9 protein-coding genes and 1 pseudogene are annotated in these 13,114 nt (G+C 73.1%); 9 read left to right on the forward strand and 1 reads right to left on the reverse strand.

Annotated elements, in window-relative coordinates; translation table 11 throughout:
* Window positions 1–7: 7 nt before the first annotated feature.
* Window positions 8–2,029 carry a glycoside hydrolase family 15 protein gene (locus KV557_RS38040; protein ID WP_218206222.1) on the reverse strand — a complete coding sequence of 674 codons (2,022 nt, stop codon included), beginning with the start codon at window positions 2,027–2,029 and terminating at the stop codon, window positions 8–10.
* Between the two features lie 757 nt (window positions 2,030–2,786).
* Between KV557_RS38040 and KV557_RS38045 the strand changes: the two genes are divergently transcribed.
* The 9 genes and pseudogenes from KV557_RS38045 to KV557_RS38085 form a co-directional block, all read left to right on the forward strand.
* Window positions 2,787–4,424: a CTP synthase gene (locus KV557_RS38045; protein WP_218206224.1), complete on the forward strand. Its 1,638-nt coding sequence runs from the start codon at window positions 2,787–2,789 to the stop codon at window positions 4,422–4,424.
* A gap of 93 nt (window positions 4,425–4,517) precedes the next feature.
* Window positions 4,518–5,165, forward strand: a complete 648-nt coding sequence (locus KV557_RS38050) for an NUDIX domain-containing protein (RefSeq protein WP_218206227.1) — start codon at window positions 4,518–4,520, stop codon at window positions 5,163–5,165.
* 165 nt (window positions 5,166–5,330) lie between these two features.
* Window positions 5,331–7,358, forward strand: coding sequence for a tetratricopeptide repeat protein (locus KV557_RS38055; RefSeq protein WP_218206229.1), 2,028 nt, complete (start codon window positions 5,331–5,333; stop codon window positions 7,356–7,358).
* A gap of 260 nt (window positions 7,359–7,618) precedes the next feature.
* The gene (gene ald / locus KV557_RS38060) at window positions 7,619–8,734 is read left to right on the forward strand and encodes an alanine dehydrogenase (protein WP_218206231.1); all 1,116 of its coding nucleotides are present in this window, start codon (window positions 7,619–7,621) and stop codon (window positions 8,732–8,734) included.
* Window positions 8,735–9,159: 425 nt separating this feature from the next.
* Window positions 9,160–10,227: a ParA family protein gene (locus KV557_RS38065; RefSeq protein WP_218206238.1), complete on the forward strand. Its 1,068-nt coding sequence runs from the start codon at window positions 9,160–9,162 to the stop codon at window positions 10,225–10,227.
* Complete coding sequence (locus KV557_RS38070; protein ID WP_374106720.1) at window positions 10,224–10,847, forward strand: hypothetical protein; 624 nt, start codon at window positions 10,224–10,226, stop codon at window positions 10,845–10,847. Before KV557_RS38065 ends, KV557_RS38070 begins: the two co-directional genes overlap by 4 nt.
* A gap of 105 nt (window positions 10,848–10,952) precedes the next feature.
* Window positions 10,953–11,831, forward strand: coding sequence for a segregation and condensation protein A (locus tag KV557_RS38075; protein WP_218206234.1), 879 nt, complete (start codon window positions 10,953–10,955; stop codon window positions 11,829–11,831).
* A 263-nt stretch (window positions 11,832–12,094) separates the two neighbouring features.
* Window positions 12,095–12,688, forward strand: a complete 594-nt coding sequence (gene scpB, locus KV557_RS38080; protein WP_256178564.1) for an SMC-Scp complex subunit ScpB — start codon at window positions 12,095–12,097, stop codon at window positions 12,686–12,688.
* Window positions 12,689–12,750: 62 nt separating this feature from the next.
* Window positions 12,751–13,114, forward strand: a pseudogene (locus KV557_RS38085) (pseudouridine synthase); the annotation flags it as partial.

The following is a 13,114-nucleotide window of genomic DNA, read 5'->3' on the forward strand; positions in this document are numbered from 1 at the left end:
TCTGGCTCTAGACCGTCGCCTGCTCGCGGTCGGCGGCGAGGCCGTCGGGCTGGGCGGACAGGTAGGCGCCGCCGCAGGCGGTCAGCCGCAGGGCGGTGTCGATCAGCGGGACGTGGCTGAAGGCCTGCGGGAAGTTCCCGACCTGGCGCTTCTCGCGCGGGTCCCACTCCTCGGCGAGCAGGCCGAGGTCGTTGCGCAGCGCGAGCAGCTTGTCGAACAGCTCGCGGGCCTCCTGCACCCGGCCGATCATGGCGAGGTCGTCGGCCAGCCAGAACGAGCAGGCCAGGAAGGCGCCCTCGTGGCCGGAGAGGCCGTCCACGTTCTTCTGGTTGCTGCCGCTCGTATCGTCGTGCGTCGGGTAGCGCAGCACGAAGCCGTCCTCGGTGGACAGCTCGCGCTGGATCGCCTCGATGGTGCCGATGACGCGCTTGTCGTCCGGCGGCAGGAAGCCGACCTGGGGGATGAGCAGCAGCGACGCGTCGAGCTCCTGGCCGCCGTAGTACTGGGTGAAGGTGTTGCGCTCGGAGTCGTAGCCCTTCTCGCAGACGTCCCGGTGGATGGTGTCTCGCAGCTCGTGCCAGCGCTCCAGGTGGCCGTCGGAGGGGGCGTCCTCGGGGGTCTGCTCCAGCAGCTTGATCGTCCGGTCGACGGCGACCCAGGCCATCACCTTGGAGTGGACGAAGTGCCGGCGCGGGCCGCGGACCTCCCAGATGCCCTCGTCCGGCTCCTGCCAGTGGTCCTCCAGGTAGTCGATCAGGCGCAGCTGGAGGTGGTGGGCGTGGTCGTTGCGGACCAGGCCGGTCATGTGGGCCAGGTGCAGGGCCTCGACGACCTCGCCGTACACGTCCAGCTGGAGCTGGCCGGCCGCGCCGTTGCCGACCCGGACGGGCTGGGAGCCCTCGTAGCCGGGCAGCCAGTCCAGCGAGGACTCGGTGAGCTCGCGCTCGCCGGCGATGCCGTACATGATCTGCAGGTTCTCCGGGTCGCCGGCGACCGCCCGGAGCAGCCACTCGCGCCAGGCCTTGGCCTCGTCCCGGTAGCCGGTGCGCAGCAGCGAGGAGAGGGTGATCGCGGCGTCGCGCAGCCAGGTGTAGCGGTAGTCCCAGTTGCGCTCGCCGCCGATGTCCTCGGGCAGCGAGGTGGTGGGTGCGGCGACGATGCCGCCGGTGGGGGCGTAGGTGAGGCCCTTGAGGGTGATCAGCGAGCGGATGACGGCCTCGCGGTAGGGGCCCTGGTAGGTGCACTGCTCGGCCCAGTCGTGCCAGAAGTCGGCGGTGGCGTCGAGCATCTCCTCGGCGTCGGGGGCCTTCGGCGGCTCCAGGTGGGAGGCCTGCCAGGTGAGGGCGAAGGTGATCCGCTCGCCGGCGGTGACGGTGAAGTCGGCGTAGGTGGTGAGGTTGCGGCCGTAGGTCTCGGCCTCGCCGTCCAGCCAGACCGAGTCGGGCCCGGCGACGGCGACGGTGCGGTGGCCGCCGTCGGCCTGCTCGACCCGGTGCACCCAGGGGACGATCCGGCCGTAGGAGAAGCGCATCCGCAGCGCCGAGCGCATCCGGACGGTGCCGGCCACGCCCTCGACGATTCGGATCACCTGGGGGACGGCGTCCCGGCCGGCCAGCGGGCGCGGCGGCATGAAGTCGATCACCCGGACGGTGCCGCCCTGGGAGTCCCACTCCTGCTCCAGGATCAGCGAGTCGGCCCGGTAGCGGCGGCGGTCTGCGGGCACGGCGGGGGCGGCGGCGGTGGGCGGCGGGACGCGCAGGTCGGCGGTGTCGGCGATCCGGAGGCGGCTCGCGGCCAACGGCGGTGTGGCCGCGGCCGGGGCGGCCGCGTGGGCGGGGACCGCGGTCACGACGGCTTCGGCCGGGCCGATCCGCCAGAAGCCGTGTTCATCGGTGCCGAGCAGGCCGGCGAACACGGCCGGCGAGTCGAAGCGGGGAAGGCAGAGCCAGTCCACCGCCCCGTCCCTGCTGACCAGGGCAGCGGTCTGCATGTCCCCGATGAGTGCGTAGTCCTCGATACGGCCGGCCACGTGGATCTCCAGTTCGCAATGTGGTCACGACGCATCGGCGATCCGAGGGGAGCGGGCGGTCTGCGGGGCCGGAGGGTTCACCCCGGGACGTCCGGCCCGCCGAGGGGTGGTGGCGGGCCTTGCTGGAGTGTCCGCGCGGGGCTCGGTCGAGCCCCTGGAGTGGGTGGGGAGAAGCTGGATTACGGGGAGGTCCGGTCGCGCATCGGGGACCGGGAGTGTCCTGACGCTCCCACGCCCTCCGTGTGCTCGTGCTGTCGGCGATGCGTCCGTGCAGCTTACGACGGACGAAAGGGGCGAAGCACGCGGGCGCAGCCTCGTGTGGCGCCACAATTCGGCGGAAATGCCGTGCATCGCAGGGGCGCCGGGCAGGATGGTCCGGACGGATCAGTTCCGGCTGGTCCGCTCGGAGGGGGCGTCATGGCCCGGTCGGGGAGTGCGGCCGTGGCCCGGTCCGGCGGTGGTGCGACCGGTGTGACGGATGCGCCACGAGGTGCGCCGGGCGCACGCCCTCGGGGTGCCGCGAGCGGGCCGGAAGGCGTCCGGGTCGGGTCACTGATACCCTGGTATCCCGTGGACCGGTGGGATCAAACGCCCCGGACCAGCCGAACCGACGACCCTTCGAGTGCCGTGCCTCACACCGCACTCCCGTCGCCCGGCGAGCCGGTGAGCCTCCCACCCACGTCACTTTCGACTCGCGACCCACGGGAGCCCCCTCTTGGCACAGCCCCATTCCGGCAAGGCAGCAAACGGCCGCGCCGTGACGACCAAGCACCTCTTCGTCACCGGGGGTGTCGCCTCTTCGCTCGGCAAGGGCCTCACCGCCTCCAGCCTGGGCGCCTTGCTCAAGGCCCGTGGCCTGCGCGTCACGATGCAGAAGCTCGACCCGTACCTCAACGTGGACCCGGGCACCATGAACCCGTTCCAGCACGGTGAGGTCTTCGTCACGGACGACGGCGCCGAGACCGACCTGGACATCGGCCACTACGAGCGGTTCCTGGACACCAACCTGCACGGCTCGGCCAACGTGACCACCGGCCAGGTCTACTCCACCGTGATCGCCAAGGAGCGCCGCGGCGAGTACCTGGGCGACACCGTCCAGGTCATCCCGCACATCACCAACGAGATCAAGTCCCGGATCCGCCGGATGGCGACCGAGGACGTCGACGTGGTGATCACCGAGGTCGGCGGCACCGTCGGCGACATCGAGTCGCTGCCGTTCCTGGAGGCCGTCCGCCAGGTCCGCCACGAGGTCGGCCGGGACAACGTGTTCTTCGTGCACGTCTCCCTGCTGCCGTACATCGGCCCCTCGGGCGAGCTCAAGACCAAGCCCACCCAGCACTCCGTCGCCGCGCTGCGCAACATCGGCATCCAGCCCGACGCGATCGTGCTGCGCGCCGACCGCGAGGTCCCGCAGGCCATCAAGCGCAAGATCTCGCTGATGTGCGACGTGGACGAGGAGGCCGTGGTCGCGGCCATCGACGCCAAGTCGATCTACGACATCCCCAAGGTCCTGCACGGCGAGGGCCTGGACGCCTACGTGGTGCGCCGGCTCGACCTGCCGTTCCGCGACGTGGACTGGACCACCTGGGACGACCTGCTGCGCCGTGTCCACGAGCCGCAGCACATCGTCAAGGTCGCCCTGGTCGGCAAGTACATCGACCTGCCGGACGCCTACCTGTCGGTGACCGAGGCGCTGCGCGCCGGCGGCTTCGCCAACAACGCCCGGGTCGAGATCAAGTGGGTCACCTCGGACGACTGCGTCACCCCCGAGGGCGCCCGCGAGCACCTCGGCGACGTGGACGCGATCTGCATCCCCGGCGGCTTCGGCGACCGCGGTGTGGACGGCAAGGTCGCCGCGATCACCTACGCCCGCGAGAACAAGATCCCGCTGCTGGGCCTCTGCCTGGGCCTGCAGTGCGTGGTCATCGAGGCGGCCCGCAACCTGGCCGGCCTGCCCGAGGCCAACTCCACCGAGTTCGACGCCGCCGCCAAGTACCCGGTCATCTCCACCATGGCCGAGCAGCTGGCGATCGTCGACGGCAAGGGCGACCTGGGCGGCACCATGCGCCTGGGCCTCTACCCGGCCAAGCTGGCCGAGGGCTCGATCGTCCGCGAGGTCTACGGCGGCGAGCAGTACGTCGAGGAGCGCCACCGCCACCGCTACGAGGTCAACAACGCCTACCGTGCGGACCTGGAGAAGACCGGCCTGCAGTTCTCCGGCCTCTCGCCCAAGGGCGACCTGGTCGAGTACGTCGAGTACCCGCGCGAGGTGCACCCGTACCTGGTGGCCACCCAGGCCCACCCGGAGCTGAAGTCCCGCCCGACCCGCCCGCACCCGCTGTTCGCGGGCCTGGTCAAGGCGGCCATCGCGATCAAGACCGCCACGGCCGAGTAAGTCGTCGGTCGTTCACCGGACGGCGGCCCCGCGATTCCCGCGGGGCCGCCGTTCGGCGTTAGATTGTGTCGTACTGACGAAAAGGGGAGAGCGATGGACGACCACAGCGACCGGGTGATTGCCGACACGGCCGAGGAGTGGGAGGTCCGGGAGAGCCGGACGCCGTTCCAGGGCCGGGTCACCGGCGTGCGCAGCGAGGAGGTCCGGATGCCCGACGGCAGCTGGGCCCGCCGCGACTACCAGACCCACCCCGGCTCCGTCTCCGTGCTCGCCCTGGACGACAAGGAGCGGGTGCTGATCCTGCGCCAGTACCGCCACCCCGTCCGCCAGCGGCTCTGGGAGCTGCCGGCCGGCCTGCTCGACGTGCCCGGCGAGAACCCGTGGCACGCCGCCCAGCGGGAGCTGTACGAGGAGGCCCACGTCAAGGCGGACAGCTGGCGGATCCTCGCCGACTACTACACCTCCCCGGGCGGCACCGACGAGGCGCTGCGGATGTTCCTCGCGACCGGCCTGTCCGACGCCGAGGGCGAGCGCTACACGGCGGAGGGCGAGGAGCAGGAGATCGAGGTCGCCCGCGTGCCGGTGCCCGAGCTGATCCGGCTGATCCAGGCCGGGCAACTGCACAACCCGACCCTGATCACCGGCACCCTCGCCGTGCACGCCGCGCTCACCGGCCCGGGTGGGCTGGACGCGCTGCGCCCGGCGGACGCGCCCTGGCCGGCCCGGCCCTTCGAGGCGTGAGCAAACGGCCCCTGTGCGCGCTGGTTGATCCTCCGGGGTGATTTGCCGGTTCGTACGACCGGATGTCACCTCGGCCGAGCCGGACGGTCGAACTACGCTTCGCAGACAGGGCGCCCGTCCCGGGCCGCCTCCGCTGAGCGCCGGATGACGTCGGGAGTGGCACGGGTGGCGAGGAAGACGGCGACGATGGACACCGGCCCCGGCGCGCCCGCCGGGGCCGTCCCCGGTCTGGACCGGCTGCCGGCCGGGCCCGCGGTGTTCGCCGGGCGGCGCGCGGAGCTGGCCGCGCTACGGGCCGCCGCCACCCGTCCGGCCGCGGGGCGCTGCCCGGTGCTGGTGCTGGCCGGGCGCCCTGGCTCGGGCCGTACCGCGCTGGCCGTCCGCTTCGCCCGCACCGCCGCCGTCGACCACCCGGACGGCGTGCTGTTCGCGCGCCTGTCCGCGCCCGACGGCGGCCGGGTGCCGCCCGCGCGGGCCGCCCGCCTGCTGCTGGAACAGCTCGACCCGGACGCCGCCGTGCCGCTGCCCGGCGCGGTCGAGGACGGGCGGGACGAACCGGCCTGCGTCGCGCTGCGCGAGGCGCTGGCGGGGCGCAGGGTTCTGCTGCTGCTGGACGATGTCCGGGACGCCGGGCAGGTGTGGCCGCTGCTCGCCGACGAGCCGGGCTGTCTGGTGCTCGCCACCACCGCGGGGCCGCTCACCGGGATCGAGGACATTGACCCGGTGATCCTCGGCGGGCTCGACCGGCAGGCCTCCGGCGAACTGCTCGCGGACCTGGTCGGCGGCACCCGGATCTCCTGCGACCCGGTCGGCGCCGCCGATCTGGCCGAGGCCTGCGCCGCCCGGCCCGCCGCGCTGCGGCTGATGGCCGGGTGGCTGCGCGGCAACCCGAAGACGGCCGTCACCGACGCGGCGCGCGAGCTCGCGAGGGTCGTGAGCGAGGAGGCGGCCCGGCCGGCGGCGCGGAAGAAGGCCGCGAAGGAAAAGAAGGCGGAGAAGGGCGCCAAGGGTGCGAAGAGCGCGAAGGGCGACGGAAAGGCCGCGCTGCCGGAGCCGCCCGCCGAGCCTGCCGGGGACCCGGCGGCCTGGGTGAAGCCCGCCCCGGAGCCCGCCGAGCCGGTGCCCGTCCCGGACAACGACCCGCTGATCGGCGCGTTCATACTGATGTACGGCACGTTGCCGACCGTCCAGGCGCGCATGCTGCGGTCTCTCACCCTGGCCCCGGCCCAGACCGCCGACCCGCGCACCGCCTCCGCACTGGCCGGCTGCCCGGCCCCGGAGGCCGCCGCAACCCTGGCCGCGCTCGCCGAGCGGGAACTGCTCGGCGAGGAGCCGCCCGCCGCCGACGGCACGCCGCGCTACCGGGTGCCCGCGCGCCTCTACCCGCGGCTCGTCCGGCAGCGCGAGCAGGAGGATCGGCCCGCGGAGACCGAACTCGCCCGGGCCCGGCTGCTGGAGCGGCTGGTCCGGCTCACCGAATCGGCCCGCGCGCTGCTCGACCCGGCCGCCGGCCCCGAGCGCGCCCCGCTGTCCGCCGCGCTGCGGCTGCGCTCGGCCGCGCACGCCCGGGAGTGGCTGCTCGGCGAGCGGGACCTGCTGCTCGGCGCCGTCGCCGACGCGATCGGCCAGGGCGATCTGGACGGCTCGGCCGGGCGGCTGGTCACCGCGCTGCTGCGGGCACTGCCGCTGACCGGCGGCGCCGCGCCCGCCGACCTGTACCGGCTGCACGAACTGGTGCTGACCGTCGCCGAGCGGCACGGCAAGCCCCGTCGGGCCTCGGCCGCGCTGCTCAACCTGGGCGACCTGCAGGCCGCCGCGGGCCGCTGGGAGCAGGCCGGCGCCCACTACCGGGCCGCGCTGGAGCACGCCCGCACCGCTGACGACGAACCGCTCTGCGCGCGGGCGCTGGAGGGCGCGGCCGGCTGCCACCGGGCGCTCGGGGACGCCGTGCGCGCCGCCGACTGGTACGGGCGGGCGCTCGGGCTGCGGCAGTCGATGGGGGACCGGGCGGCGGAGGCCAGGCTGCTCGCCCGGGTGGCCGAGGCGCACACCGCGCAGCGCCGCTTCGAAGAGGCCGAGCGCGAGTACCGGGCGGCCCTGGCGGTGCTGCGCAGGCTCGGCGACGAGCGCGGCCTGGAGGCCGTCGGCGACCGTCTCGCGGACCTGCGGGAACGCCTCGACGCCGGGTGGTGAGAGGCGTTTCAGAGGTATTGTCGAAGATGCCCGGTTAGGACACCTTTGGTGGGAAGATCGGAGCGGAAGCCTACGAACCTGCCAATGTGTCCGGCAAAATTATTCACTTTGGAAGGCTGACACGCCGACTGGGCTTCATTACACTCGAACTCAGTCGCGCAGCGATCCATGCCCCGGTGTGTCCGGAGGCTTCCCCACGTGCGCGTCGCCCGCCGGTCTTCTCCGGTAGGGACCCCCATGGCAAGAGGACGTGTTTAGCCGTGAAGGTCGGCATCCCCCGCGAGGTCAAGAACCACGAGTACCGCGTGGCCATCACGCCCGCCGGCGTGCATGAGCTGGTCCGCAACGGACACGAGGTCTACATCGAGGACAACGCCGGTGTCGGCTCCTCGATCCCCAACGAGGAGTACGTGGCCGCCGGCGCCACCATCCTCCCCACCGCCGACGAGGTGTGGGCCACCGCCGACCTGCTGCTGAAGGTCAAGGAGCCCATCGCCTCCGAGTACCACCGGCTGCGCAAGGGGCAGACCCTCTTCACGTACCTGCACCTGGCGGCCGACCGCGCCGGCACCGACGCGCTGATCGCCTCGGGCACCACCGCCATCGCGTACGAGACCGTGCAGCTCGCCAACGGCGCCCTGCCGCTGCTCGCCCCGATGTCCGAGGTCGCGGGCCGTCTCGCCCCGCAGGTCGGCTCGTACCACCTGATGCGCCCGGCCGGCGGCCGCGGCGTGCTGCCCGGCGGCGTGCCCGGCACCCACCCGGCCAAGGCCGTCGTCATCGGCGGTGGCGTCTCCGGCTGGCACGCGGCCACCATCGCCATCGGCATGGGCTACGACGTGACCCTGCTCGACCGCGACATCAACAAGCTGCGCGAGGCCGACCGCATCTTCGGCACGAAGATCAAGGCCATCGTCTCCAACACCTTCGAGCTGGAGAAGGCCGTCATCGAGGCCGACCTGGTCATCGGCGCGGTGCTGATCCCGGGCGCCAAGGCCCCGAAGCTCGTCACCAACGAGCTGGTCTCCCGCATGAAGCCGGGCTCCGTGCTCGTCGACATCGCCATCGACCAGGGCGGCTGCTTCGAGGACTCGCACCCGACCACGCACGCCGAGCCGACCTTCCAGGTCCACAACTCGGTCTTCTACTGCGTGGCCAACATGCCGGGCGCCGTCCCGAACACCTCCACCTACGCGCTGACCAACGCGACGCTGCCGTACGTCGTCGAGCTGGCCAACCGTGGTTGGAAGGAGGCGCTGCGCCGTGACCCGGCGCTCGCCAAGGGCCTGAACGTGCACGAGGGCCAGATCGCCTTCCCGGCCGTCGCCGAGGCGTTCGGTCTGGGGTCGGTCTCGCTGGAGAGCGTGCTCGCCTGATCTCCCTGACCGCACGGCGGTCGTTCGCCCCCGGCCCGCTCCCCTCGGGCCGGGGGCTTCGCCATGCCTGTGAACGGCCGGCGACCCGGGCGGGTCGCTCTGTCGTCAATCTCCGTCGGTCACATCACCCGACCGCAGAAACGTTAGGGTCAAACGGCCACTCATCCCTTGACATCGGCCTGCCCGATAGTCGACACATGGTGCCCACTACCGTGGATTGTGTTGCTGCGAACGCCTAGAACGGCCTAGAGTCGCAAACCGTCGGCATGCTGCCACGCTGACGAATCGATATAGAGTCCTGGATGCCCAAGGAGGTAAGACGACTTGTGAATGAGTCGACATTTGCTCCCGGGGGTGGTCAGCCAGGACTGGCGGAACTCACCGCCGGCCAGCCGAGTGAGGAGCCCGGGGCCCGGCAGCCCTCCGTGGGCTCGGCCGAGGTCGGCTCGGTCGCACTCCGTACTTTCGAAGCACGCCAGAACACAGCACAGGTGACCACGGTGACCGATCACGACGCCGACTTGGCGGCCTACGGCCTGGCCTACGGCGAGTTCGCCTACGGCGCCTACGAAGACCCGGACGCCGAGTACGAGCCGGACCCGGAGTACGCGGCCACGCTGGCCCCCGACGCCGCGCGCCAGCGTCGCGAGCGGGTCGGCCCCACCGGCCGCCCGCTGCCCTACTTCCCGATCCCCGCGCCGGTGGCCGAGCACGGCCCCGCGCAGATCATCGCCATGTGCAACCAGAAGGGCGGCGTCGGCAAGACCACGTCGACCATCAACCTGGGCGCAGCGCTGGCCGAGTACGGCCGCCGCGTGCTGCTCGTCGACTTCGACCCGCAGGGCGCGCTCTCCGTCGGCCTCGGGGTCAACCCGATGGAGCTCGACGTCACGGTCTACAACCTGCTCATGGAGCGGGGCCTGACGGCCGATGAGGTGCTGCTCAAGACGGCCGTGCCGGGCATGGACCTGCTGCCGTCCAACATCGACCTCTCCGCCGCCGAGGTGCAGCTCGTCAGCGAGGTGGCCCGGGAGTCCGCGCTGGCGCGCGCCCTGAAGCCGCTGCTGCCCGACTACGACTACGTCATCATCGACTGCCAGCCCTCGCTGGGCCTGCTGACGGTCAATGCGCTGACGGCCGCTCACAGCGTGATCGTCCCGCTGGAGTGCGAGTTCTTCGCCCTGCGCGGTGTCGCGCTGCTCACCGAGACCATCGAGAAGGTCTGCGAGCGGCTCAACCCCGAGCTGCGCCTGGACGGCATCCTCGCCACCATGTACGACTCGCGCACCGTGCACAGCCGCGAGGTGCTCGCGCGGGTCGTCGAGGCGTTCGGCGAGCACGTGTTCCACACCGTCATCGGGCGGACCGTGCGCTTCCCGGAGACCACCGTCGCCGGCGAGCCGATCACCACGTACGCGACCAACTCGGTCGGTGCCGCCGCCTACCGTCAGCTCGCCAGGGAGGTGCTCGACCGGTGCCGCCCCGCCGAGTGAGTCTCCCGGGTGCCGACGAGCTGTTCCGGACCACCGGCGGGATGGCGCTGTCGCCGTCCCTCGCGCCGCGTCCGGCCGTCGAGGCATCCAGACCGGAGACCGCGCGGACCGTCAACGGCACGGACGGCGCCGAGGGCGTCGGGGGCGCGGACAACGTCGGCGAGGCGGGGCGGCAGCCGTCCCACGATCAGCCGCAGGCCGCTGTCCCGGCGCCCGCGCAGCCGCCCGGGCAGCGCCCCGCCGGCGCTCCGGCGGGCGGGCAGGGCACCGCACCGCTCGGGAAGACCGTGTCGGGCGGCCGCGCCGCTGCTACCACCCCGGCGGCCCGCCAGCACGCCGGTGCCGCCGAGGAGCAGCCGGCCTCCGCCGGGCGGCCCCGCCCGCGCGGCCGCGCGCCGCGCCGCCCGAGCGGGCGCGAGCGGCACGACGAGAAGATCACCGTGTACGTGTCCGCCGAGGAGCTCATGGACCTGGAGCACGCCCGGCTGGTGCTGCGCGGCGAGCACAGCCTGGCCGTGGACCGCGGGCGGATCGTCCGGGAGGCCATCGCGGTCGTCCTGGCGGACCTGGAGCAGCGCGGCGAGGCCTCCATCCTGGTGCGGCGGCTGCGCGGCCGCTGAGGCCCGCCTGTGCGGCCCCCCGGGCGCCCGGGGGCGTCCGGTGCGCGGCGTGTCGGCGGCCCCGGCGCGGGGGCGCGCGACGGGGCCGGGTGAAGATGGACCGTCATGCCGAGCACCACCGAACCACCTGCCACCGCCGCGAGCGCCGGGACCGCCGACGGGCCGCGGGGCGGCTTCCGGGTGCGGCTGGACAACTTCGAAGGCCCCTTCGACCTGCTGCTGAGCCTGATCGCCAAGCACCGGATGGACGTCACCGAGGTGGCGCTGGCCACCGTCACGGACGAGTTCCTGGCGTACATCCGGGCGATGGGCCCGGACTGGGACCTGGACGCGGCCACCGAGTTCCTCGTCGTCGCCGCCACGCTGCTCGACCTCAAGGCCGCCCGGCTGCTGCCCGTCGCCGAGGTCGAGGACGAGGAGGACCTCGCCCTGCTGGAGGCGCGCGACCTGCTCTTCGCCCGGCTGCTGCAGTACCGCGCGTACAAGCGGGCGGCGGCCGTGTTCGGCGAGCGCTGGGCGGCCGAGCTGCTCCGGCGCCCGCGCACCGCCGGGCTGGAGCTGCACCACGCCGAGCTGCTGCCCGAGGTGGTCATCAGCATCGGCGCGGATCGGTTCGCGCAGCTGGCGGCCAAGGCGATGGAGCCCAAGCCGAAGCCGGTCGTCTACGTGGACCACATCCACACCCCGCCGGTCAGCGTGCGGGAGCAGGCCGGGCTGGTGGTGGGGCTGCTCACCTCGCTGGGCGAGGCGTCGTTCCAGCGGCTGGTCGCGGACGCGCCGGACCGGCTGGTGGTCGTCGCCCGGTTCCTGGCGCTGCTGGAGCTGTACCGGGAGCGGGTGCTCGCCTTCGAGCAGCCGGAGGCGCTGGGCGAGCTGACGGTGCGGTGGGTCGCCGAGGCGGGGCGGGGCGTGGTGGAGGTCACGGGCGAGTTCGACCGGCCGGCGGGGGCGATCGCGGGGGAGAACGAGGAGGACGGGCGCTGATGGAGACGGAGGGTGGGCGGCCGGTGCGGCGGCAGCTCGGGCTGCCCGGGCGGCCGCGGGCCGAGGAGTGGCTGGAGCCGGCCTTCGAGCTGGTGCTGGAGCCTGTGGGGCCTGCCGAGCCTGTGGAGGAGCCGCAGGCTGAGGCGCGGGTGGTGCACCAGAAGTCGGCTCCGTCGACTTTTGACGCATTGGGCGAGGAAGCGGGCGAGGTAGCGGCCGAGGAGCCGGGCGTCGGGCTGAGGGCCGAGCTGGAGGCGATCCTCATGATCGTCGACGAACCGGTCGGGGAGGTCCGGTTGGCCGGTGTGCTGGAGCGGCCCCGGGCCGAGGTCGCCGCGGCGCTGCGCGAGCTGTCCGCCGAGTACACCGCCCAGGGCCGTGGTTTCGACCTGCGGCAGGTGGCCGGCGGGTGGCGGTTCTACAGCCGGGCGGACTGCGCCTCGGCCGTCGACCGCTTCGTCCTGGACGGCCAGCAGGCCCGGCTGACGCAGGCCGCGCTGGAGACTCTGGCGGTGGTCGCCTACCGGCAGCCGGTGTCCAGATCGCGGGTCTCCGCCGTCCGTGGTGTGAACTGTGACGGCGTGATGCGTACCCTGGTACAGCGAGGACTGGTGGAAGAGGCCGGATCCGAGCCCGAAACAGGTGCGATCCTGTATCGGACGACGAACTACTTCCTGGAACGGATGGGGCTCCGCGGCCTGGACGAGCTGCCGGAGCTCGCTCCCTTCCTGCCCGAGGTCGACGACGTGGAAGCGGAGTCCCTGGAGGGCACGATGATCGCGGAGGCGGTCGCCGCCGCTGCCGCGCAGGCCGCGGACGGCAGTGGCGAGGCCGATCGGGCTACGCCCGATCGGTAGGGGGCGGTGAGGTCGGCCGAAACGACCGCACATCCCAGACGGAACGACGTACGGACACTTTGATGCGTAGCAGTGGCAACGGCAGGAACAGCAGCGGCGGCGGAAGCGGTCGCGGCGGACAGGGCGGGGGCCGGGGCGGCGGCTCCTACGGGGGCGGCGGCCGCGGCGGCTCCGGCTCGCGCGGCGGTTCGTACGGCGGCGGTTCGTACGGTGGCGGCAGCGGCTCGCGCGGCGGCTCGGGGGCGGGTTCGCGCGGTGGCTCCGGCTCGCGCGACGGCCGCCGGGACGACCGGCGTGACGACCGCCGGGACGACCGCCGCGACGACCGCCGCGACGATCGGCGCGACGACCGCCGCTACCCGGACCGCCCGCTGCGGCCCGAGGAGCGGCGCTACGACCGCCCCGAGTACGGCGGCGGCCCCAACG

The organism is Kitasatospora aureofaciens, from assembly GCF_019192735.1.
Classification (GTDB): domain Bacteria; phylum Actinomycetota; class Actinomycetes; order Streptomycetales; family Streptomycetaceae; genus Kitasatospora; species Kitasatospora aureofaciens_A.